Genomic DNA, 17,648 nt, shown 5'->3' on the forward strand with positions numbered 1-17,648 from the left:
GTCAGGCTAGTCCAGGGTCAGCAGGCCCTGTTCGGACACCACGCGCACCGACAGCGTCTTGTACCCGACCTCGTCGAAGAGAACCGTCATCTTGTCGTCCTCGTAGGAGAGCACCATGCCCTGCCCCCACTCCGGGTGCCGCACCTGGCTGTGCACCGGGAACGGGCCCACCGCCCCCTGGTCGGCAACGCTCGTGCCGTTGTGGCAGTTGTCGCAGTGGCCGCACACCTCGGTCATCTGCTCGCCGAAGTAGGCAAGAAGGGTCTGCCCCCGACAGGCCCTGGTCTCGGCGAAGGCCCGCATCATGTTGGTGCGCGAGCGGGTCACCGTCTGCTGGCGTTCCGCCTCGGCGAGCGCCGCAGCGGCGGCGTCCACCGGGGTGGGGGAGTAGCGCGGAGCACCGATGCGCTGCCGGGCGCGCGGCTCGGCGGCGCCGATGTGCTCCAGCAGGGAGAGGTACTGGCCGAGCTTGCGCGGCCCGAGGCCGCTGGTCTCGCGCAGTTCGGTCTTCGTGGCTGCCTTCTCGCGCAGCAGGGCGGCAAGGTCGCGCAGCTCGTTCTCGTCGGGCAGGCCGCCGCTGAAGAACCGTTGCAGTCCCACGTCCTCGGCCCGCCACAGCAGCAGCACCCTGGCCGGTTGCCCGTTACGCCCGGCCCGGCCGATCTCCTGGAAGTAACTGTCCGGCGAGTCGGGCAGCGCCATGTGCACCACCCAGGCGATGTTCGGCTTGTCGATGCCCATGCCGAACGCCGAGGTCGCCACCATGATCGGAACCTGGTCCGCGAGGAATGCCTCGTGCAGTTCCGCGCGGGCGCCCATCGGCATCCCACCGTGGTAGAACTGCGCCGGGAAACCGGCGTCGGTCAACCGGGTGGACAGCTCCTCGGCGGCCCGGCGGGTCGGCACGTAGATGATGCCCGGCCGACCCTCGTCGGCCAGCAGTTTCATCAGCCGTCGCCACCGGTAGTCCTCGTCCGGGCAGTGGGCCACGTCGAAGAACAGGTTCGGCCGGTCCAGCCCGGAGACCACCACGTCCGGGTCCCGCAGCCGCAGCCGGGCGATGATGTCGTCGCGCACCGGAGGGGAGGCGGTAGCGGTGAGCGCTACCACCGGCGGTCGGCCGATGCCCTCGATGAGGTGCCCGAGCGCCAGGTAGTCGGGGCGGAAGTCGTGCCCCCACGCGGAGATGCAGTGCGCCTCGTCGATCGCCACGAGCGCCGGCTTCAGTGCGGCGACCTCGGCCATCCGGGCCGGGTTGCTGAGCTGCTCCGGGGTGATGAAGAGGAACTCCGCCCGGCCCTCCCGCACCTCGGTGAGCGCCTCGGCCTGCTGGGTGGCCGACTCGTTCGAGCTGATCCGCACCGCCCGCAGCTCCGGGCGTTGTCGCTCGTTGAGGCTGGCGATCTGGTCCTGCTGGAGCGCCAGCAGCGGAGAGATCACCACGGTGGGGCCGGGGATCAGACTGGCCGGGATCTGGTAGATCGCCGACTTGCCGGCACCGGTGGGCAACACGACAAGCGCGTCGCGTCGCTTCATCACCGCGCGCATCGCGGCCAACTGGTTGGGCCGCAGCGCCTTCCAGCCGAACAGGCTGCGGGCGGCGCGGCGCAACGTCATCGAGTGCGTGAACAGTTTCATCGAGGGCCGGAGGTACCCGAGCCCAGGACAACCGAAACGCATTCGGACAATCATGGGCTCGGGTGACCCCGGGCTCAGCGCAGGCGGGGCAGCACCTCGCGCTGGTACAGGTCGAACAGACCCTGGTACTGCGGGCCGGTGTTCGCCACGTACACCTCGTCGAAGCCGGCCTTCGCGTACTTGTCGATCATCTCCAGGTGCGCGTCGGCGCTGTTGCCGCAGACGAACGCTTCCTTGAGCATCTCCGGTCGGACCAGCTCACTGGCCTGCTCGAAGTGTCGTGGCGACGGCAGCACCTGGGACAACTCGCCCGGCACCCCCGCGTTGGGCCAGCGCTCGTATGCGAGGCGCAGCCCCTCCTCGGCGCTGTCCGCGTACGCCGCCTTGAAACCGCCCTGGCACGGCTTGTCGCCGCCACCGTTCTCGCGGAAGCGCCGGACCATGTCGCCGTCGGGCATGGTGCTCACGTAGCCGTCTCCGATCCGGGCGGCCAGGTCGATCGCCTTCGGCCCGAAGCCGGAGACGTAGATCGGCGGTGGCGTCTCGGGCAGCGTGTAGATCCGGGCGTGCTCGACCGTGTAGTGCGTGCCGTGGTGGTTGACGAACCTGCCGGTCCACAGCTTCCGGAGCACCTCGACGGCTTCCTCCAGCATCTCCAGCCGGACGTCGGCCTGCGGCCAGGCGTCGCCGAAGATGTGCTCGTTGAGCGCCTCGCCGGTGCCGACACCGAGCACGAACCGTCCACCGTGCAACACCGCGCTGCTCGCCGCCGCCTGCGCGATGACGGCCGGGTGGATCCGTACGGTCGGGCAGGTCACCGCGGTGGTCACCGGCAGCGAGCAGACCTGGCTGAGCGCGCCGATCATCGACCAGACGAACGGGCTCTGCCCCTGTGCGTCGACCCAGGGGTGGTAGTGGTCGGAGATCCACAGTGCCTCGAAGCCGGCCCGTTCGGCGCCCCGCGCCTGCTCCAGCAACTCGGCTGGGGTGTACTCCTCACTGGACAGGAAATATCCGATCTTCATGGCTTCCCCTTCGGCGCGCGGACCTGCTGATGGGAGAGCCGTACCCAGGCGGCGCCCGGTCACACTGGTTCGCGCCGGGCCGGGTCAGCGTCGGCCGAACATCGCCCGGATCGCGGCGAGCAGCAGCAGGGCGCCGACCAGCAGGCCGAGCAGGCGTACGCCGGGGATGTCGGCCGGGCTCGTCGCGTCGGCCAGCAGCGCGGGGTCCATCCCCGCACTCTCCCCGGAGAACCGGGCTTCCAGCAACTGTAAGGTTTATTGACTATTGAATCGCTCAGTGTGACCATGGCAGGACCGCCTGCCGGTGGCGGTGCGCCGTTGGCGCGCGAGAGATGGGGTACGGGGGCCGCATGAGCGAGCGCAACCAGCGGATCGACGGGGGCATACCGTCGCCGGCGATCGGCACCGATCACTGCCAGGGGGCGGCGTGACCACGACCAGCGGGCACCTCCCGGCGCTCGCCGCCGCCGTCCTGCAACCAGGCTTCGTCGGCACCACCCCACCCCAGTGGGTGTGCCGCTGGCTCGGTGACGGTCTCGGCTCGGTGGTGCTCTTCGCCCGCAACGTCGTCGACACCGAGCAGGTGGCCGCGCTCACCGCGACGCTGCGCGCGGAACGGCCGGACGTCATCGTGGCGATCGACGAGGAGGCCGGCGACGTCACCCGGCTGGAATCGGTGCACGGCAGCTCCCGGCCCGGCAACTTCGCCCTCGGCGTCGTCGACGACCCGGAGCTGACCGAGGCCGTCGCCCGGGACCTCGGCGCCGAACTGGCGGCCGCGGGGGTCACCCTCAACTACGCCCCGGACGCCGACGTCAACTCCAACCCGGCGAACCCGGTGATCGGAGTCCGCTCCTTCGGCGCCGATCCGGTGCTCGTCGCGCGGCACACCGCCGCCTGGGTCCGCGGGCTCCAGGCCGGCGGCGTCGCGGCCTGCGCCAAACACTTCCCCGGGCACGGCGACACCCGGGTCGACTCACACCACGACCTGCCCCGGATCACCGCCGACCGCGACCGGCTGGACGCCTGCGAACTGGCCCCGTTCCGCGCGGCCGTGGCAGCGGGCGTGCAGGCGGTGATGACCGGCCACCTGCTGGTGCCCGCCCTCGACCCGCAGCTGCCGGCGACGCTCAGCCACCGCATCCTGAGCGGGTTGCTCCGCGACGAGCTGGGCTTCTCCGGCGTGGTGGTCACCGACGCGATGGAGATGCGCGCGGTCTCCGACCGGTACGGCTTCGCCGGCGCCACCGTCCGCGCCCTCGCCGCCGGGGCCGACGCCATCTGCATCGGAGGCGAACGGGCCGACGAGCAGGACGCCCGCGAACTGCGCGACGCCATCGTCGCCGCCGTCGTCTCCGGCGACCTGCCCGAAGAACGCCTCGCCGAGGCCGCCAAACGCGTCGGTCAACTCGCCGCCTGGACGGTGGCCGCCCGCAGCGCCGGCTCGGCCGGAGCGCGCGACGCCGCCGACGTCGGGCTCGTCGCCGCCCGCCGGGCCGTCCGGGTCACCGCCACCCCCGGCACGACAGTGGCGCTGCCCCTGACCCGCGCGGCGCACGTCGTCGAGTTCGAGCCGGTACGCAACATCGCCATCGGCGCCGAGACCCCGTGGGGAATCGGCGGCCCGCTGGCCGAACTGCTGCCCGACACCAGCACGATTCGCTACGCCGAACCCGACGTGCCGGCCGACCCGGGCACCGGGGCGGGCAGCCGCCCCCTGGTCCTTGTCGTTCGTGACCTGCACCGGCACGACTGGATGCGCGCCGCCGTGCAGCGCGCGTTGACCGCCCGGCCGGACGCGGTGGTGGTCGAACTGGGCGTGCCGGAGCTGGTCACCGGTGCGGTGCACCTGGCCACCCACGGGGCCACCCGGGCCAGCGGTCGGGCCGCCGCCGAGGTGCTCACCGGCACCCGCTGACCGGCCCGCCCTACGGGAGGTCGGCGACCAGGTCGGCGTACTCGGGGTGCTTGTCGATGAACGCCGCCATGAAGGGGCACTGCGGCACCACTGTCGTGCCGCGTGCCCGGAGCTGGTCCAGGGTGCCCCGGACCAGCGCGCCACCCACGCCCTTGCCCTGGAAGGCCCGGTCCACCTCGGTGTGCGTGAAGACCAGGACCTCCCCGCGCGGCAGGTAGGCGGTGAAGCCGGCCAGCGCGTCGTCGACCAGGATCTCGAAGCGGTGCTTCGCCGGGTTGTCCTCGACCAGGGTGCTCATCCGGCCATTCTCCCCGCCGCCTCGGCGAGCGCGTCGAGTTCGCCGAGCAACAGGTCCACCTCGTCGGCGGTGTTGTAGTGGTAGATGCTGGCCCGCACCGCGCCGCCGCTGTCGCGCAACCCCATCAGCCGGAAGTACTCGTAGGCGTAGTAGTCGCCGACGGAGAGGCAGAACCCGGCGGCCCCCAACGCCTCCTGGGTGGCCGCCGGCGACATCCCGGCCACCCGGAACGAGACCGTCGGGCAGCGCCGTGCCGGCGAGCCGTAGACGGTGATCGCCGGCCGCTGCGCCAGCCCGGTGAGCAGCCGGTCCAGCAGGGCCTCCTCGTGCGTCTGGGCGGCGGCCAGCCCGGCCCGCAACCGCGCCCGCCGGTCCCCGACCGCGTCCCGGTCCAGGCCGGCCAGGTGATCCACGGCGGCGGCCACACCCGCCAGCAGCGGGAAGCTCGGCGTGCCGTACTCGAACCGGTCCGGCACCGCGTCCGAGGACGGCACCAGCTTCGCCGGGCGCAGCGCCGCCCACCGGGCCGGGTCCGCCACCATCGCCGCCAGGTGCGGACCGGACCACTTGTACGCGCTGGTGACCAGCACGTCGGCGCCGAGTGCGGCCAGGTCGGTCGGCAGGTGCGGCACCGAGTGCACCCCGTCGACGTAGACCAACGCGCCGACCGCGTGCGCGGTCTTGGCGATCGCCGACACGTCCGGCATGGTGCCGATGGCGTTGCTGGCGGCGGTCACCGCCACCAACCGGGTCCGCTCACCGACCAGATCCGCGTACTGGGCAGCGGGCAGCTCACCGGTGTGCCGGTCGACCTCGGCCCAGCGCACCGTCGCGCCGGCCGCCTCGGCGGCCTGCACCCACGGCCGGACGTTCGCGTCGTGGTCGAGCCGGGAGACCACCACCTCGTCACCCGGGCGCCAGGTCGCGCCGAGCGTGCGGGCCAGGGTGTACGTCAGCGCCGTCGCGCTCGGGCCGAGCACCACCCCGGCCGGGTCGGCGCCGAGCAGGTCGGCCACCGCCGAACGGGCCTCGGCCACCAACTCCAACGAGCGGCGACCTGGAACGAAGGCGGCGCTGCGGTTGCCGACCGCCGATCGCATGGCGTCGGTGACCGCGTCGATCACACCGGCCGCGGTCTGAGTGCCCCCGGCACCGTCGAAGTGGACGAAACCCTCGGTCAGGGCGGGATACGCGGCCCGGGTGCGGGCGATGTCGAACGGCATGTCCCGGACCCTAGCCGGTGCTCCCCGGGCCCTGGTCGGCCGCCAGGTGATCACCGTTCGGCGGCGACGTCGCGGTTGTCTCGTACTCTTGGCGAGGTGACGAACCGACCCGCCACCATGCCCATTCCCCCCGTCCGCCGCGCCGCCGGGCTTTTCGCCGGTCTGGCGCTCGGCCTCGCCGTGCTCGCCGGGTGCAGCTCCCAGGGTGCCTCCACCGACTGCGGGCTGGACGCCTGCACAGTCACCTTCGAGCGGGGTGTCGACGCCAGCGCCACCATCCTGGGTGTCGAGGCCAAACTGGTCGGCGCCGAGAACGACCAGGTGACCGTCGAGGTCGCCGGTGAACAGCTCACCCTCACCACCGGCCAGCAGGCCGCCGAGGCCGGGGGCTTCGCGGTCACCCTGGACAGCGTGACCGACCAGCAGGTCAAGATTCGGGTATCGCGCAACCCGGGCAGCTGACCTGGGCGGGCGGCGGTGGCCGACGTTTGGGAATCTTCCGAATCGGAGATTGTGACGCCATGTCACTCACCCGTAGCGCCGAAGCCACCGCCTCCCGTACGGCGGACAGCCGGTGGCTGGAACTCCTCGCCCGGGCCGGCTTCATCGGCTACGGCATCGTCCACCTCCTCTTCGCCTGGTTGGCGTTGCAGATCGCGTTCGGCACGTCGTCCGACGACGGCGACCAGTCCGGCGCGCTGCGTACCCTCTCCGCACAGCCCCTGGGCAAGTTCCTGGTCATCGCCGTCGGCATCGGCCTGCTCGCGATGGCGATCTGGCAGGGGCTGGAGGCGGCGGTCGGGCACCGCGCCGAGCGGGGCAAGGAGCGGCTCATGGAGCGGCTCGCCTCGGCCGGCCGGACCATCGTCTACCTCTACTTCGCCTGGACGGCCTTCAAGGTCTTCTCCGACGCCGGGTCGAACAGCGCCGACAAGCAGGAGGCGTTGACCGGCAAGCTGATGACCTCCAGCGGTGGCCGCTGGCTGGTTGGCCTGGCCGGGCTGGTGGTCGCCGCGATCGGCATCGGTCTGGTGATCTACGGTGCCCTGAAGAAGTTCGAGAAGCACCTCAAGACCGGCGAGATGAGCCCGAAGACCCGCCAGCTCGCTCGCCGGCTGGGCATGGCCGGATACATCGCCAAGGGCGTCGCCTACGGCATCTCCGGTCTGCTGGTCATCGTGGCGGCGGTGAAGTACGACCCGGAGAAGGCCCGTGGTCTGGACGCCGCACTGCACACCCTGCGGGAGCAGTCGTACGGCACGTTCCTGCTGGCCCTGGTCGCCCTCGGCATCGCCGCCTTCGGTGTCTACTGCTTCCTCCAGTCCCGGTACCGCAAGGTCTGAGCTGGTCGATCTCACGGACGTCGGGCACTCTTGGGCTTTTGCCCGGAGTGCCCGACGTCTGAACGAAGGGAAGCATCGAAGCCGTGCAGAACTATCTCGAAACGGCCGTCGCCGCGCTCATCGCGGCGGCGGTCGCGCTCTTCCTGGTCGAGGTCGTGCACCGGATGACCCGGCGGTTCGGCCGCCGGTCACTGCTGTTGACCGAATTGACCGATCACGCGCACCGCCCGTTCCAGGTCGCCGCAACGGTCCTGGCCGTCCAGTTCGCCGTCCGCTTCAGCACCGGCTACGCGGTCGGCGAGGGCTGGCGACGACTGCTGCTGCACCTGCTCGTCCTCGGCGTCATCGCCACGGTGGCCTGGCTGGTCGCCGGTCTCCTGATCGTCGTGGAGGACACCGCGCTGGCCCGGTTCCGGGTCGACGTACCGGACAATCGGCACGCCCGTCGGGTCCGGACCCAGGTGGTGATGCTGCGCCGACTGACGATCGCGGTGATCGTCATCCTGGCCGTCGGCGTGATGCTCATGACGTTCCCCAGCGTGCGGGGCATCGGCGCCGGGGTGCTGACCTCCGCCGGTGTGGTCGGTGTGGTGGCCGCGCTCGCCGCGCAGAGCCTCCTCGGCAACGTCTTCGCCGGCCTCCAGCTCGCCTTCAGCGACGCCGTCCGGCTCGACGACGTGGTCGTCGTCGAGGGGGAGTGGGGTCGCATCGAGGAGCTGACCCTCAGCTACGTCGTGGTGCAGATCTGGGACGACCGCCGGTTGATCCTGCCCACCTCGTACTTCACCAGCAAACCGTTCCAGAACTGGACCCGCACCGAGGCGGCGGTGCTCGGCACCGCCGAATTCGACGTGGACTGGGCGGTGCCGGTGCAGACCATGCGCGAGGAACTGCGCCGCCTCGTCGAGGGCACCGAACTGTGGGACGGGCGGGTCTGCGTCCTCCAGGTCACCGACGCCACCGGCGGGACGGTACGGATGCGCGCATTGGTGAGCGCCGCCGACGCGGGCAGCCTGTGGGACCTGCGCTGCCTCGTCCGGGAACACCTGGTCGCCTGGATCCGGGACAACCGCCCGACCGCGATGCCCCGGCTGCGCACCGAACTCGGCGACTCCAGCAGCAACCTGTCCTGGCAGTGGGTGCAGCCGCGACGGCCGGCCCGCCGCCCGTCCGACACCGAGGCGCGCGACGACGCCCGGGTCTTCGGCGGCAGCGACGACGGCGACGCCCGCAGCGAAGCCTTCGTCGGCCCCGAGGAAGCCCGCCCCTGAAGGCCCTCCGCCGCGCAAGATCGTGCGACTTCCTGGTCGTAGTCCCCCCTCCACCGCGCCAAAGCACAACCAGAATCGAGCGCGATCTTGGGCGCGGGATTCCGACGATCATGGGGTTGACGAGTCGGTAGGCCTCATTTGTCCCCGCAACCTCATGATCGCCGCTGAGCGGAGGGTGGGAATGGGGGTGGGGAGGGTGGGGGCGTGGGTGGGTTTTGTTTGCGAGGTTTGTTCGGGCTTGGGTGGGGGATGTGCTGCCGGGCTTCTCCGGCGTGTATCGCGACGGGTGGCCGCGTATCGGCGGCGCGGCGTCCGGACAACGGGGGCGGTGAGCCCCTTGGCGCGTTTTAGGATTGACGGGCGGCGAGTCCGGGCATAGAGCGCGGTGATGAGGAAAGGAGGACAGCATGGCTGACGTGGCGAAAGCCCGCACATCCCAGAACGGGAGCGAGCCCTCCACCGCCGAGCTGGTGCAACGAGCCACCGAGCAGATCTCCCGCCTCGTACGGGACGAACTGACGCTGGCCCGAGCGGAGTTGACCCAGAAGGGTAAGCACGCGGGCATCGGGATCGGCCTGTTCGGGGGCGGCGGCGCGCTTGCGTTCTTCGGCCTGGGCGCGCTGGTCGCCACGGCGATCCTGCTGCTCGACCTGGTGTTGCCCGCCTGGGCCGCGGCGCTGATCGTGGCGGTGGCCTGCTTCCTGGTGGCCGGCATCCTCGCCCTGGTGGGCAAGAAGCAGGTCAGCCGTGCCGTCCCGCCGATGCCGGCGGCAACGGTCCGCAGCCTTCGGGCAGACATGGACACTGTCACCGCCGCGGTGAAGGACAGGGGGCGGCAATGACCGGCAACGGGACCGGCGACGCGGAGGCCCTCCGCGAGGAGATCCGTCGCACCCGGGTCGAGTTGGGCGAGACGATGGAGGCGTTGGCCGCCAAGGCCGACGTCAAGGCGCGTCTCAAGGAGTCCGCCGAGCAGGCCAAGGAGCGGATGCGTGAGCAGGCGGCGCAGACCGTCGCCCGGGTCCGCGGTCAGGCCGCGCGTGGCGCCGGGATGGCGCGGGCGCAGGCGTACGAGAAGGGCGAGTTCGTGCGCGCGCAGGCGTACGACAAGGGTGAGTTGGTGCGCCGCAACCCGGTGCCGTGGGCGGCCATCGCGGCCGGTGCGGTGGCCACAGTGGTGGTGCTGATGATCGTGCGGGGGAGGCGTAGGTGAGTAAGAGCATCGGCAGGGTCGCGTACCGGCCGGTCGGCGTGTTGTTGGGTCTCGCCGCGGGCACCGTGGCCGGGGCGATCTTCCGGCAGGTCTGGAAGGTCACCGCGGGCGACGGTGAGGCGCCCAATGCGACGGACGAGGATCGCGGCTGGGGCGAGATCCTGGCCGCCGCGGCGTTGCAGGGCGCCATCTTCGCTGTCGTCCGGGCCGCAGTGGACCGGGGCGGCGCGGTCGGCGTACGCCGGATGACCGGCAGTTGGCCGGACTGACCAGCAGCGACCTCAGCCCCCTTTCCGCATCGATGGGAAGGGGGCTTTCGCATGGCATCGGACGCCGGCCGGCACACCTGAGGCATCCGTCAGGTCACATGTCGGAGAAATTCGTCGGAGAGGTCGTGACAGACTTTTTGCGTCCGTGATTTGCTGGTCCCCGCTGTTGCGAGATGGCGTGGGTTGAGAGAAGTCTCCTTCGTGGGGCCACCTCAGGCACCGCTGCTCAAGAACGGCCAATCGGCCGGACGGCGTGCACGGCCGCCAGTTTTTAGAGGGAGATTCACATGGCTCAGGGAACCGTGAAGTGGTTCAACGCTGACAAGGGCTTCGGCTTCATCACCGTCGATGGTGGGGGTGCTGACGTGTTCGTCCACTTCTCGGCCATCCAGTCCAGCGGCTACCGCTCGCTGGAGGAGAACCAGCGGGTGGAGTTCGAGATTGCTCAGGGTCAGAAGGGCCCGCAGGCTGAGCAGGTCCGTCCCATCTGAGTAGAACGGCCGGCCCCCGCCGGCCAGTGGGGCGATCCGGCTCACGGGTCGTGCGAAAGCCCCGCATCCCGGTTGGGATGCGGGGTTTTCGCCTGCTCGGGCTCGCCGGTCAGCGTCGACGCGAGCGCAGGCCGAGCCAGAGCACCACCAGCCCGGCGAGCGTCACGAGCGGGCCGATCACCGCCCAGATCTTCTCGTCGGTCATCACGCTGCCGCTGACGTAGCCGAGGCCCTGGACCGTCCACACCGCACCGATCACCACGGCCAGCAGGCCGAGGGTGAGCGAAAGCCATCCCCTCATCGCGTCCCCTTTCCGCCGCCCCGGGCGGCGCGCCCCAGCCCAGCATCGCGGGCCGGGCGGCGCGACGCGAGCACCTCGGGCGGGCGGGTCACCACCTGTCGTGCACCTGCGGGCGAATCAGCTCGTCGTAGGTCTCGCGGACGGCTGCCAACTGCTCGTCGGTGAGCGGAGACAGGGTCGCCGCGGCGGCGTTGCGTCGGGCCTGGTCGGCGTCGCGGGCGCCGGGGATGACCACTGTGACGCCCGCCTGGTCCAACACCCAGCGCAGCGCGAACTGCGCCATCGTGCGGTCCGCGTCGACGAGCGGCGCCAACCGGCGTACGGCGGCCAGGCCCCTGTCGAAGTCGACTCCGGAGAACGTCTCCCCGACGTCGAAGGCCGCGCCGTGCCGGTTGTAGTTGCGGTGGTCGTCGGCGGGGAACTCGGTGTGCTCGTCGTACCGGCCGGAGAGCAGGCCGCTGGCCAGCGGCACCCGGGCGATGATCCCGACTCCGGCTGCCGCGGCGGCCGGCAGAACCTGCTCCAGGGGCTTGTGGCGGACCGCGTTGAGGATGATCTGGACGCTTGCCACCCCCGGTCGCGCGATCGCGGTGAGGGCCTGGTCGCAGGTTTCGACGCTGACCCCGTACCCGGCGATGGCCTTCTCGGCGACCAGGGTGTCCAGGCCGTCGAAGACCTCGTCGGAGGAGAAGACCTCGGTGGGCGGGCAGTGCAGCTGGACCAGGTCCAGGGTGTCCATGCCGAGGTTGGCCCGGGACCGGTCGGTCCACTGCCGGAAGTTGGCCAGGGTGTACGCCTCCGGCTGCTGCTCCACGCGGCGGCCCATCTTCGTGGCGATAGTGAGCCCGGCGTCGGGCCGGGTGCGCAGGAAGCGGCCGATCAGCTGCTCGCTGCGGCCGTCGCCGTACACGTCGGCGGTGTCGAGGAAGGTGACCCCGGCGTCCACGGCGGCGGCGAGCACCGCCATGGCGTCGTCCTCGCTGACGGTGCCCCAGTCGGCGCCGAGTTGCCATGCGCCCAGGCCGACCGCGCCAACGGTCCGGCCGAGCCGGTTGAAGCTGCGCTGTTCCATGCCCCCGAGCCTAGTGACCGGGTTGCCACCCTGCCACGCGAGCCGTACCTTCAACAGTACGAACGTACGGTTAAGGAGGCGGCCATGTGGGACCCGACGGCCTACCTGCGCTTCGGCGACGAGCGGTCCCGGCCGTTCCACGACCTCCTCGCCCGGGTTCCGGCCGAGCGACCCCGGACGGTGGTCGACCTCGGCTGCGGCCCAGGCCAGCTCACCGCCGTTCTCGCCGACCGCTGGCCGACGAGCCGGGTGGTCGGCCTCGACTCCTCACCCGACATGATCGAGCGGGCCGAAGCCCTCGGCGTGCGTGTCGACTTCACTGTCGCCGACCTGCGCGACTGGCGTCCGAGCGGTGACGAGGACGTGGTCGTCAGCAACGCGGCGCTGCAGTGGGTTCCCGGCCACCAGGAGCTGCTGCGCCGATGGGCCGCCGAGCTGCCCGCCGGCGCCTGGCTCGCCGTCCAGGTCCCCGGCAACTTCGACGCCGACTCGCACCGCGCCCTGCGGGAGGTCGCCAACCGGCCGACCTGGCGGGCCCACGTCGCCCCGCTGCTGCGCGCGGAGCCGGTCGACGACCCGGCCGACTACGCGGCGCTGCTGACCGCCGCCGGCTGCGCCGTGGACGCCTGGGAGACTACCTACGTGCACCTGCTGCCGGCTCGACCCGCCGCCGAGCACCCGGTGCTGGCCTGGATGGAGGGCACCGCGCTGCGTCCGGTCCGGGCCGCACTGGACGCCGCCGGCTGGTCCGCCTTCCGCACCGAGCTGGGAGTACGCCTCACCGCGGCGTACCCGGTGCGGCAGGGTCAGGTGTACTTCCCGTTCCGCCGCGTCTTCGTCGTCGCCCGCACCGGCGACCATGCCCAGGAGAACTTGTGACCGACCTGCCCACCTTCATCGCCGGCCTGCCCAAGGTGGAGCTGCACGTTCACCACGTCGGCTCCGCCTCACCCCGGATCGTCGCCGAGCTGGCCGCCCGCCACGAGGGGCGCACTCCCGTGCCGGCCGACCCGGACGCGCTCGCCAGCTACTTCGAGTTCCGCGACTTCGCGCACTTCATCGAGGTCTACCTGAGCGTCGTGGACCTCATCCGCGACCCGGAGGACGTCTGGATCCTCACCCACGAGGTGGCCCGGGAGCTGGCCCGCCAACAGGTCCGCTACGCCGAGCTGACCATCACCCCGTACTCGCACGTTCGACGGGGCATTCCCGCGCCCGCGTTCTGCGAGGCCATCGAGGACGCCCGCAGGCGCGCCCTGGCCGACTTCGGCATCGCGCTGCGCTGGTGCTTCGACATCCCCGGCGAGGCAGGCCTGCCGGCAGCCGAGGAGACGCTGCGCATCGCGCTGGACGAGCGCCCCGACGGGCTGGTCAGTTTCGGTCTGGGCGGCCCGGAGATCGGCGTGCCCCGGCCACAGTTCCGGCAGTACTTCGACCAGGCCCGCGCCGCCGGGCTGCGGTCGGTGCCGCACGCCGGGGAGACCACCGGACCGCAGACCGTCTGGGACGCGCTGAACGAGCTGGGCGCCGAGCGGATCGGGCACGGCATCTCCGCCGCGCAGGACCCGCAGCTGCTCGCGTACCTGGCCGAGCGGCAGATCGGGATGGAGATCTGCCCGACGTCGAACGTCCGCACCCGGGCGGTGGCGACCCTCGACGAGCACCCGCTGCCCCAACTGGTGGCCGCCGGGCTGCTGGTCACCATCAACTCCGACGACCCGCCGATGTTCGGCACCACCCTCAACGACGAGTACGCGGTCGCGGCCCGCCTGCTCGGGGTGGGCGCCGAGGGTGTGGCCGGGCTGGCCCGCAACGCGGTGACCGCGTCCTTCCTCGACTCCGCCGGTCAGCAGGGGATCCTCGACGAGATCGACGCGTACCTCACCGCCGCAGGCTGAGCTGGTCGGCCGCTCGGGGGCGGGCCGGGCCGGTCGGTCGAGCAGGGCGCGCGGCGGGAGCGTGGGTGTGGGGGGACCTGTGACTCCCGCCGCGCGCGCGACTCCACCGGCAGTGGGTGCGTGGTGCGTTCGACCGGTGGAACTGGTGGGTTCGTGTGTGATCCTGTCAGCCCGCGACCGATCCAACGCGGTCGTTAACCGCGATCTAAGGAAGACTTGCGCCGCCGCACAGCCCCGGGGTTCGGTCGGGTCAGTCGTCGGTGGGGCGCTGCCGGGGCCAGCGACGGCCGGTGGCCTTCGTGTCCCGGGCGTCGCGGGCCATCCGCCCGACCAGACCGAAGCGGCTGACCTGCCGGGGCGTCGCCTCCGGGTCGGCCAGCAGCATCACCACGCTGGCCCCGCCCAACCGGGCGCGGTCGATGCTCACCGACCCGTTGGCCTGCAACGCCACCCGCTTGGCGATGTCCAGGCCGAGGCCGGTCGAGCCCTGGTCACTGGTGCCCCGGCGCAGCGCCCGGTCCGGGTTGGCGATGCCGGGGCCGGCGTCGTCGATCCGGATCGCCACATAACCGTCGCGCCGGGACACCGCCACCTCGAACGCGGTGCCCTGCGGCGTGTAGCGGAAGACGTTGCCGATCACCGCGTCCAGCGCGGCGGCCAGCTCCGCACGCGGCACCGGTGCCGGAATGCGCAACTGCGCGCCGTTGACCCGGTGTGGCCGGTTCTGGTCGCCGGCCAGCGCCGCCCAGAACACCATCCGGTCCCGGACCACCTCACTGACGTCGCACATCGCCGGCCCGACCTCGTGCGCCACCGACTTACGGGTGGTCTTGATCAGCACGTCGATCTCACCCTCCAGGGTGACGATCGCCTGCCGGATCCGCCGAATCCCCCGCAGCCGGTCCAACTCCGCGGGGCTGAACGAACCCACGCTCGTGTCGTCCGACTCCAACGCCTCCGCGTCCAGACGCAGCACCGTCAACGGGGTACGCAGACGATGCGACAGGTCGGCCACCAACTCCCGCTCGTCGGTGCGAACGCCGTCCAGCCGGTCCGCCATCCGGTTGAAGGCGTAGCCGGCCTCGGCCAGCTCGCGGGGACCGGTCGGCTCGACGCGTACGCCGAGGTCGCCGTCGCCGATGGAGAGCGCGGCCTTGACCAGACCCCTGGTGGAGTCCACCGCGCGGGCAGCGACCCGGTCGACAACGAGCACCGCCGCCCCGGCCATCGCCGCGCCGACCGCGAACAGCAGCAACCAGGTGCCGCCGCCGCCCTCGCCCAGTGTCGAGTCCGGCAGGAACACCTCGACCACTGCCGTCCGGTCACCGAGGACGACCGGGTCGAGACGGGCCACACCCCCGTCGACGTCGACGACCACCGACTGGCGCTCGGTTCGGGCCCGCTCCAGGTCGCTGCCGCTGGCCCGAGCGGCTGACTCGTCCAACCCCAACCCGTGCACCACGGGCCGGGTGGGGGCGCCCTCGGCGCTCGCCACCACGGCACGCTCGACGACCGCCGGGTCGGTGCTCACCGCCAACGCGCCGGTCACCAGCGCACTGCGCCGGGCCGCGTCCGCGATCGCCTCGTCCCGGCTCTGCTCCCGCAGGCTGAGCCCGAGCGGGATCAGGAACGCGAGCGCGACGAGACTGCACATGCCGGCCGTGAGCAGGGCCAGCGCCGTCCTCAGTCCGGTGCCACCAGCCGGAATCCGACCCCCCGCACGGTGCGCAGGTAGCGCGGCTTCGCCGCGGACTCGCCCATCTTTCTGCGGAGCCAGTACAGGTGAACGTCGATTGTCTGATCCTCGCCGACCGATGGCTGCCGCCATACCTCCTCCAAAAGTTCCCGGCGGGACACTACCCGTCCAGGTCGTGCGGCGAGATACGCCAACAGGTCAAATTCCTTGCGGGTCAACGCCAACGGCTCCCCGTCGAGCTGGGCGCTGCGCTCACCCACGTCCACCCGCAGCCCGCCCACGCTGTGCACAGCGGGCTGCACGGACCGGCTGGCCCGGCCGGCCCGGCGCAGGACCGTGGTGATCCGGGCGTCCAGGTGTGCCCCGGTGAACGGCTTCACCATGTAGTCGTCGGCGCCGGCGCGCAGCAACTTCACCACCGACTGCTCGTCGTCGCGGGCGGTGGCGATGATGATCGGCACGTCGGTGATGCCACGAAGCATGCGCAGCGCGTCCGAGCCGTCCAGATCGGGCAGGCCGAGGTCGAGCACCACGAGGTCGGGTGTCTCCGCGGCGACCCGACGCAACGCGTCCAACGCCGTACCCACGGCGTGCACGGCATGCCCCCGGTCGGTGAGGGACCGCAGCATCGCGCCGCGTACGACGTGATCGTCTTCGACCAGGAGCACGGAGGCCACGACAAGACCGTACTTGGCCTGGCAAGTTGATCGCGTTGCGGCGTGCCCGGCGACCTGATCCTCCTGGTCGTGATCCACTCGGGTTCCTGGAAGTCGGGTCGCCCGCGCGACGTCGATGCCGCGTTTTCCAGGAACCCGAGTGGATCAACGAGAAGCGGCGACCGGCTCGGCCTGCGCGGTGACCGGTTCGGCCTGCGTGGCGTTTCCGGCCGGGGTGGCGCTCTCGGCCTGGGTGGGGGTTTCGGGCCGGGTGGCTGGTTCCGCCGGCGCGGTGGTGTTCTCGACGCGGCCGGTGATCTCGGCCAGCGACGGGGCCTCGTCGGCCTCGTCGGGGTCGCCCGTCACGCCGTCCAGCGCGGTGGCCTCGTCCGGGTTGCGTCGGCGCCAGCGGCTGACCAGCCAACCGATCGCCGCACCACCGCCCAGCCCGGCCAGCAGCCCGGCGGCCAACATCCCGTCCGCGTTGCCGGAGTCCTCGTCGGTGTCGCCCGCGCGGGCGAGCGGGCCCGTGTCGACACCGCTGGCCTCGCCGGCCGGCCCGCCGGCGGCCGGCGCGTGGCCACCGCCGTGCGCTGCCGGTCCGGCGGCGCCCGGTGCGGCCGGCAACAGGCTGAGCACTGGGGCCCGGTGCGCCCCGGTGGCGTCCGCCCACCGGACCACAGTGCCGTCGGCGTACGTCTGGACGACCTCGAAGGTGAGCCGCTCGGCTTGCGGCATCGGCCCCATGGAGAGCGCCAGCCGGGCCGGCCCGGGCGCACTCGCACCGACCCGGACCCAGGTCACCGCTGTCGTCACAGTGCTCACCCCGGAGGAGTGGATGCCGGCCACCGGCTTGTCCAGGTCGCGGGAGCTGATCCGGGGCGCCCAGCCGTCCACTGACATGGGGTAGACCTCGGCGATCAGCGCGTCGGCCGGCAACCGAACCTCGATCTGGTTGGTCTTCGTGCCGGCCCGCTCCTCCGGAACGGTGAACTCCAGCCGTACCGCGTCGCCCTGCCGGGCCTCGGTCGGGGTGGTCGTCACGTCCGCCGCGTTGGCCGTGCCGGGCCAGAGCAGCAGCCCAGCGGCTGCCACAGCGGTCGCCGCCACGATCCGCCGCCGGCGGACACCGCCGTACGTGCTCGCCATCTCGTGCCCCCATCCGTGTCGACGCGGCCGGCTCCGGTTTCCGGCCACACCCATTGGTTCGGCTGCGAGGCGCGAAAGGTTCAACGTCGGCGGTAAGGAGGTGCCGTTCCCGGTCGGGGGCTGGGCGACCGATAGCATCGGCAGGAGCCGAGGATCGGCACCGTTTCGTACCAGTTGGAGGAGTCAC

Annotated in this window: 20 protein-coding genes; 10 read left to right on the forward strand and 10 right to left on the reverse strand. The window is 71.8% G+C overall.

Translation table 11 applies throughout. From position 1 onward, the window contains the following. Nucleotides 1-6: 6 nt before the first annotated feature. The 3 genes from ABZ406_RS07970 to ABZ406_RS07980 all read right to left on the reverse strand — a co-directional run bounded on the left by ABZ406_RS07970 (nucleotide 7) and on the right by ABZ406_RS07980 (nucleotide 2,873). Nucleotides 7-1,638, reverse strand: coding sequence for a RecQ family ATP-dependent DNA helicase (locus ABZ406_RS07970; RefSeq protein ID WP_357757053.1), 1,632 nt, complete (start codon nucleotides 1,636-1,638; stop codon nucleotides 7-9). Between the two features lie 74 nt (nucleotides 1,639-1,712). Then, the gene (locus ABZ406_RS07975; protein ID WP_357757056.1) at nucleotides 1,713-2,663 is read right to left on the reverse strand and encodes a TIGR03557 family F420-dependent LLM class oxidoreductase; all 951 of its coding nucleotides are present in this window, start codon (nucleotides 2,661-2,663) and stop codon (nucleotides 1,713-1,715) included. Between the two features lie 84 nt (nucleotides 2,664-2,747). Continuing rightward, a complete protein-coding gene (locus ABZ406_RS07980; RefSeq protein WP_357757059.1) occupies nucleotides 2,748-2,873 on the reverse strand; it encodes a hypothetical protein in 126 nt (41 codons plus the stop codon). Nucleotides 2,874-3,090: 217 nt separating this feature from the next. Between ABZ406_RS07980 and ABZ406_RS07985 the strand changes: the two genes are divergently transcribed. Beyond that, nucleotides 3,091-4,581, forward strand: a complete 1,491-nt coding sequence (locus tag ABZ406_RS07985; protein ID WP_357757062.1) for a glycoside hydrolase family 3 N-terminal domain-containing protein — start codon at nucleotides 3,091-3,093, stop codon at nucleotides 4,579-4,581. Between the two features lie 10 nt (nucleotides 4,582-4,591). On the opposite strand, the gene ABZ406_RS07990 is transcribed toward ABZ406_RS07985, so the two are convergent. Both ABZ406_RS07990 and ABZ406_RS07995 read right to left on the reverse strand, forming a co-directional pair. Further along, entirely contained in the window at nucleotides 4,592-4,879 is a 288-nt protein-coding gene (locus ABZ406_RS07990; RefSeq protein ID WP_357757064.1) for a GNAT family N-acetyltransferase, read from the reverse strand. After that, nucleotides 4,876-6,102, reverse strand: a complete 1,227-nt coding sequence (locus ABZ406_RS07995) for a cysteine desulfurase-like protein (protein WP_357757066.1) — start codon at nucleotides 6,100-6,102, stop codon at nucleotides 4,876-4,878. The genes ABZ406_RS07990 and ABZ406_RS07995 overlap by 4 nt, the downstream gene beginning before the upstream one ends. A 117-nt stretch (nucleotides 6,103-6,219) precedes the next feature. Between ABZ406_RS07995 and ABZ406_RS08000 the strand changes: the two genes are divergently transcribed. From ABZ406_RS08000 to ABZ406_RS08030, 7 genes are all read left to right on the forward strand, one after another. Then, nucleotides 6,220-6,564, forward strand: a complete 345-nt coding sequence (locus tag ABZ406_RS08000) for a hypothetical protein (protein WP_357757295.1) — start codon at nucleotides 6,220-6,222, stop codon at nucleotides 6,562-6,564. A gap of 59 nt (nucleotides 6,565-6,623) precedes the next feature. Further along, nucleotides 6,624-7,445, forward strand: coding sequence for a DUF1206 domain-containing protein (locus ABZ406_RS08005; RefSeq protein ID WP_357757068.1), 822 nt, complete (start codon nucleotides 6,624-6,626; stop codon nucleotides 7,443-7,445). Nucleotides 7,446-7,528: 83 nt separating this feature from the next. Beyond that, the gene (locus tag ABZ406_RS08010; protein ID WP_357757071.1) at nucleotides 7,529-8,716 is read left to right on the forward strand and encodes a mechanosensitive ion channel domain-containing protein; all 1,188 of its coding nucleotides are present in this window, start codon (nucleotides 7,529-7,531) and stop codon (nucleotides 8,714-8,716) included. A gap of 407 nt (nucleotides 8,717-9,123) precedes the next feature. After that, nucleotides 9,124-9,558, forward strand: coding sequence for a phage holin family protein (locus ABZ406_RS08015; RefSeq protein WP_238661390.1), 435 nt, complete (start codon nucleotides 9,124-9,126; stop codon nucleotides 9,556-9,558). Next, nucleotides 9,555-9,929: a DUF3618 domain-containing protein gene (locus ABZ406_RS08020; RefSeq protein WP_357757074.1), complete on the forward strand. Its 375-nt coding sequence runs from the start codon at nucleotides 9,555-9,557 to the stop codon at nucleotides 9,927-9,929. The genes ABZ406_RS08015 and ABZ406_RS08020 overlap by 4 nt, the downstream gene beginning before the upstream one ends. Further along, the gene (locus ABZ406_RS08025) at nucleotides 9,926-10,198 is read left to right on the forward strand and encodes a DUF4235 domain-containing protein (protein ID WP_357757077.1); all 273 of its coding nucleotides are present in this window, start codon (nucleotides 9,926-9,928) and stop codon (nucleotides 10,196-10,198) included. Before ABZ406_RS08020 ends, ABZ406_RS08025 begins: the two co-directional genes overlap by 4 nt. 287 nt (nucleotides 10,199-10,485) lie before the next feature. Then, nucleotides 10,486-10,689, forward strand: a complete 204-nt coding sequence (locus ABZ406_RS08030; RefSeq protein WP_088962828.1) for a cold-shock protein — start codon at nucleotides 10,486-10,488, stop codon at nucleotides 10,687-10,689. Between the two features lie 109 nt (nucleotides 10,690-10,798). Here ABZ406_RS08030 and ABZ406_RS08035 read toward each other — a convergent pair whose 3' ends face one another. Both ABZ406_RS08035 and ABZ406_RS08040 read right to left on the reverse strand, forming a co-directional pair. Further along, nucleotides 10,799-10,990, reverse strand: a complete 192-nt coding sequence (locus ABZ406_RS08035; RefSeq protein WP_357757080.1) for a hypothetical protein — start codon at nucleotides 10,988-10,990, stop codon at nucleotides 10,799-10,801. An 88-nt stretch (nucleotides 10,991-11,078) separates the two neighbouring features. Beyond that, nucleotides 11,079-12,062: an aldo/keto reductase gene (locus tag ABZ406_RS08040; protein WP_357757083.1), complete on the reverse strand. Its 984-nt coding sequence runs from the start codon at nucleotides 12,060-12,062 to the stop codon at nucleotides 11,079-11,081. An 84-nt stretch (nucleotides 12,063-12,146) separates the two neighbouring features. On the opposite strand from ABZ406_RS08040, the gene ABZ406_RS08045 reads away from it, so the two are divergent. Beyond that, nucleotides 12,147-12,941 (forward strand): trans-aconitate 2-methyltransferase, encoded by a 795-nt coding sequence (locus tag ABZ406_RS08045; protein ID WP_357757086.1) that lies wholly within the window; start codon nucleotides 12,147-12,149, stop codon nucleotides 12,939-12,941. Further along, nucleotides 12,938-13,960: an adenosine deaminase gene (locus ABZ406_RS08050; protein WP_357757088.1), complete on the forward strand. Its 1,023-nt coding sequence runs from the start codon at nucleotides 12,938-12,940 to the stop codon at nucleotides 13,958-13,960. Before ABZ406_RS08045 ends, ABZ406_RS08050 begins: the two co-directional genes overlap by 4 nt. Before the next feature lie 250 nt (nucleotides 13,961-14,210). Here the strand turns inward: ABZ406_RS08050 and ABZ406_RS08055 are convergent, their stop codons facing one another. The 3 genes from ABZ406_RS08055 to ABZ406_RS08065 all read right to left on the reverse strand — a co-directional run bounded on the left by ABZ406_RS08055 (nucleotide 14,211) and on the right by ABZ406_RS08065 (nucleotide 17,461). Then, entirely contained in the window at nucleotides 14,211-15,614 is a 1,404-nt protein-coding gene (locus ABZ406_RS08055) for a HAMP domain-containing sensor histidine kinase (RefSeq protein WP_357757090.1), read from the reverse strand. Between the two features lie 29 nt (nucleotides 15,615-15,643). Further along, the gene (locus tag ABZ406_RS08060; protein ID WP_091401712.1) at nucleotides 15,644-16,333 is read right to left on the reverse strand and encodes a response regulator transcription factor; all 690 of its coding nucleotides are present in this window, start codon (nucleotides 16,331-16,333) and stop codon (nucleotides 15,644-15,646) included. A gap of 144 nt (nucleotides 16,334-16,477) precedes the next feature. Continuing rightward, entirely contained in the window at nucleotides 16,478-17,461 is a 984-nt protein-coding gene (locus ABZ406_RS08065) for a DUF1775 domain-containing protein (RefSeq protein ID WP_357757093.1), read from the reverse strand. Nucleotides 17,462-17,648: the final 187 nt, after the last annotated feature.

Source organism: Micromonospora sp. NPDC005710 (assembly GCF_040630995.1).
GTDB lineage: Bacteria > Actinomycetota > Actinomycetes > Mycobacteriales > Micromonosporaceae > Micromonospora.

Excerpts from the sequence above, each read along its gene's own strand:
- ABZ406_RS08000 (WP_357757295.1), top strand. The coding sequence starts at position 6,220 with ATGCCCATTCCCCCCGTCCGCCGCGCCGCCGGGCTTTTCGCCGGTCTG.
- ABZ406_RS07990 (WP_357757064.1), bottom strand. The coding sequence starts at position 4,879 with ATGAGCACCCTGGTCGAGGACAACCCGGCGAAGCACCGCTTCGAGATC.
- ABZ406_RS07980 (WP_357757059.1), bottom strand. The coding sequence starts at position 2,873 with ATGGACCCCGCGCTGCTGGCCGACGCGACGAGCCCGGCCGACATCCCC.
- ABZ406_RS08030 (WP_088962828.1), top strand. The coding sequence starts at position 10,486 with ATGGCTCAGGGAACCGTGAAGTGGTTCAACGCTGACAAGGGCTTCGGC.
- ABZ406_RS08020 (WP_357757074.1), top strand. The coding sequence starts at position 9,555 with ATGACCGGCAACGGGACCGGCGACGCGGAGGCCCTCCGCGAGGAGATC.
- ABZ406_RS08015 (WP_238661390.1), top strand. The coding sequence starts at position 9,124 with ATGGCTGACGTGGCGAAAGCCCGCACATCCCAGAACGGGAGCGAGCCC.
- ABZ406_RS08035 (WP_357757080.1), bottom strand. The coding sequence starts at position 10,990 with ATGAGGGGATGGCTTTCGCTCACCCTCGGCCTGCTGGCCGTGGTGATC.
- ABZ406_RS08045 (WP_357757086.1), top strand. The coding sequence starts at position 12,147 with ATGTGGGACCCGACGGCCTACCTGCGCTTCGGCGACGAGCGGTCCCGG.
- ABZ406_RS07970 (WP_357757053.1), bottom strand. The coding sequence starts at position 1,638 with ATGAAACTGTTCACGCACTCGATGACGTTGCGCCGCGCCGCCCGCAGC.
- ABZ406_RS07995 (WP_357757066.1), bottom strand. The coding sequence starts at position 6,102 with ATGCCGTTCGACATCGCCCGCACCCGGGCCGCGTATCCCGCCCTGACC.
- ABZ406_RS07975 (WP_357757056.1), bottom strand. The coding sequence starts at position 2,663 with ATGAAGATCGGATATTTCCTGTCCAGTGAGGAGTACACCCCAGCCGAG.
- ABZ406_RS08040 (WP_357757083.1), bottom strand. The coding sequence starts at position 12,062 with ATGGAACAGCGCAGCTTCAACCGGCTCGGCCGGACCGTTGGCGCGGTC.
- ABZ406_RS08005 (WP_357757068.1), top strand. The coding sequence starts at position 6,624 with ATGTCACTCACCCGTAGCGCCGAAGCCACCGCCTCCCGTACGGCGGAC.
- ABZ406_RS08065 (WP_357757093.1), bottom strand. The coding sequence starts at position 17,461 with ATGGCGAGCACGTACGGCGGTGTCCGCCGGCGGCGGATCGTGGCGGCG.
- ABZ406_RS08055 (WP_357757090.1), bottom strand. The coding sequence starts at position 15,614 with ATGTGCAGTCTCGTCGCGCTCGCGTTCCTGATCCCGCTCGGGCTCAGC.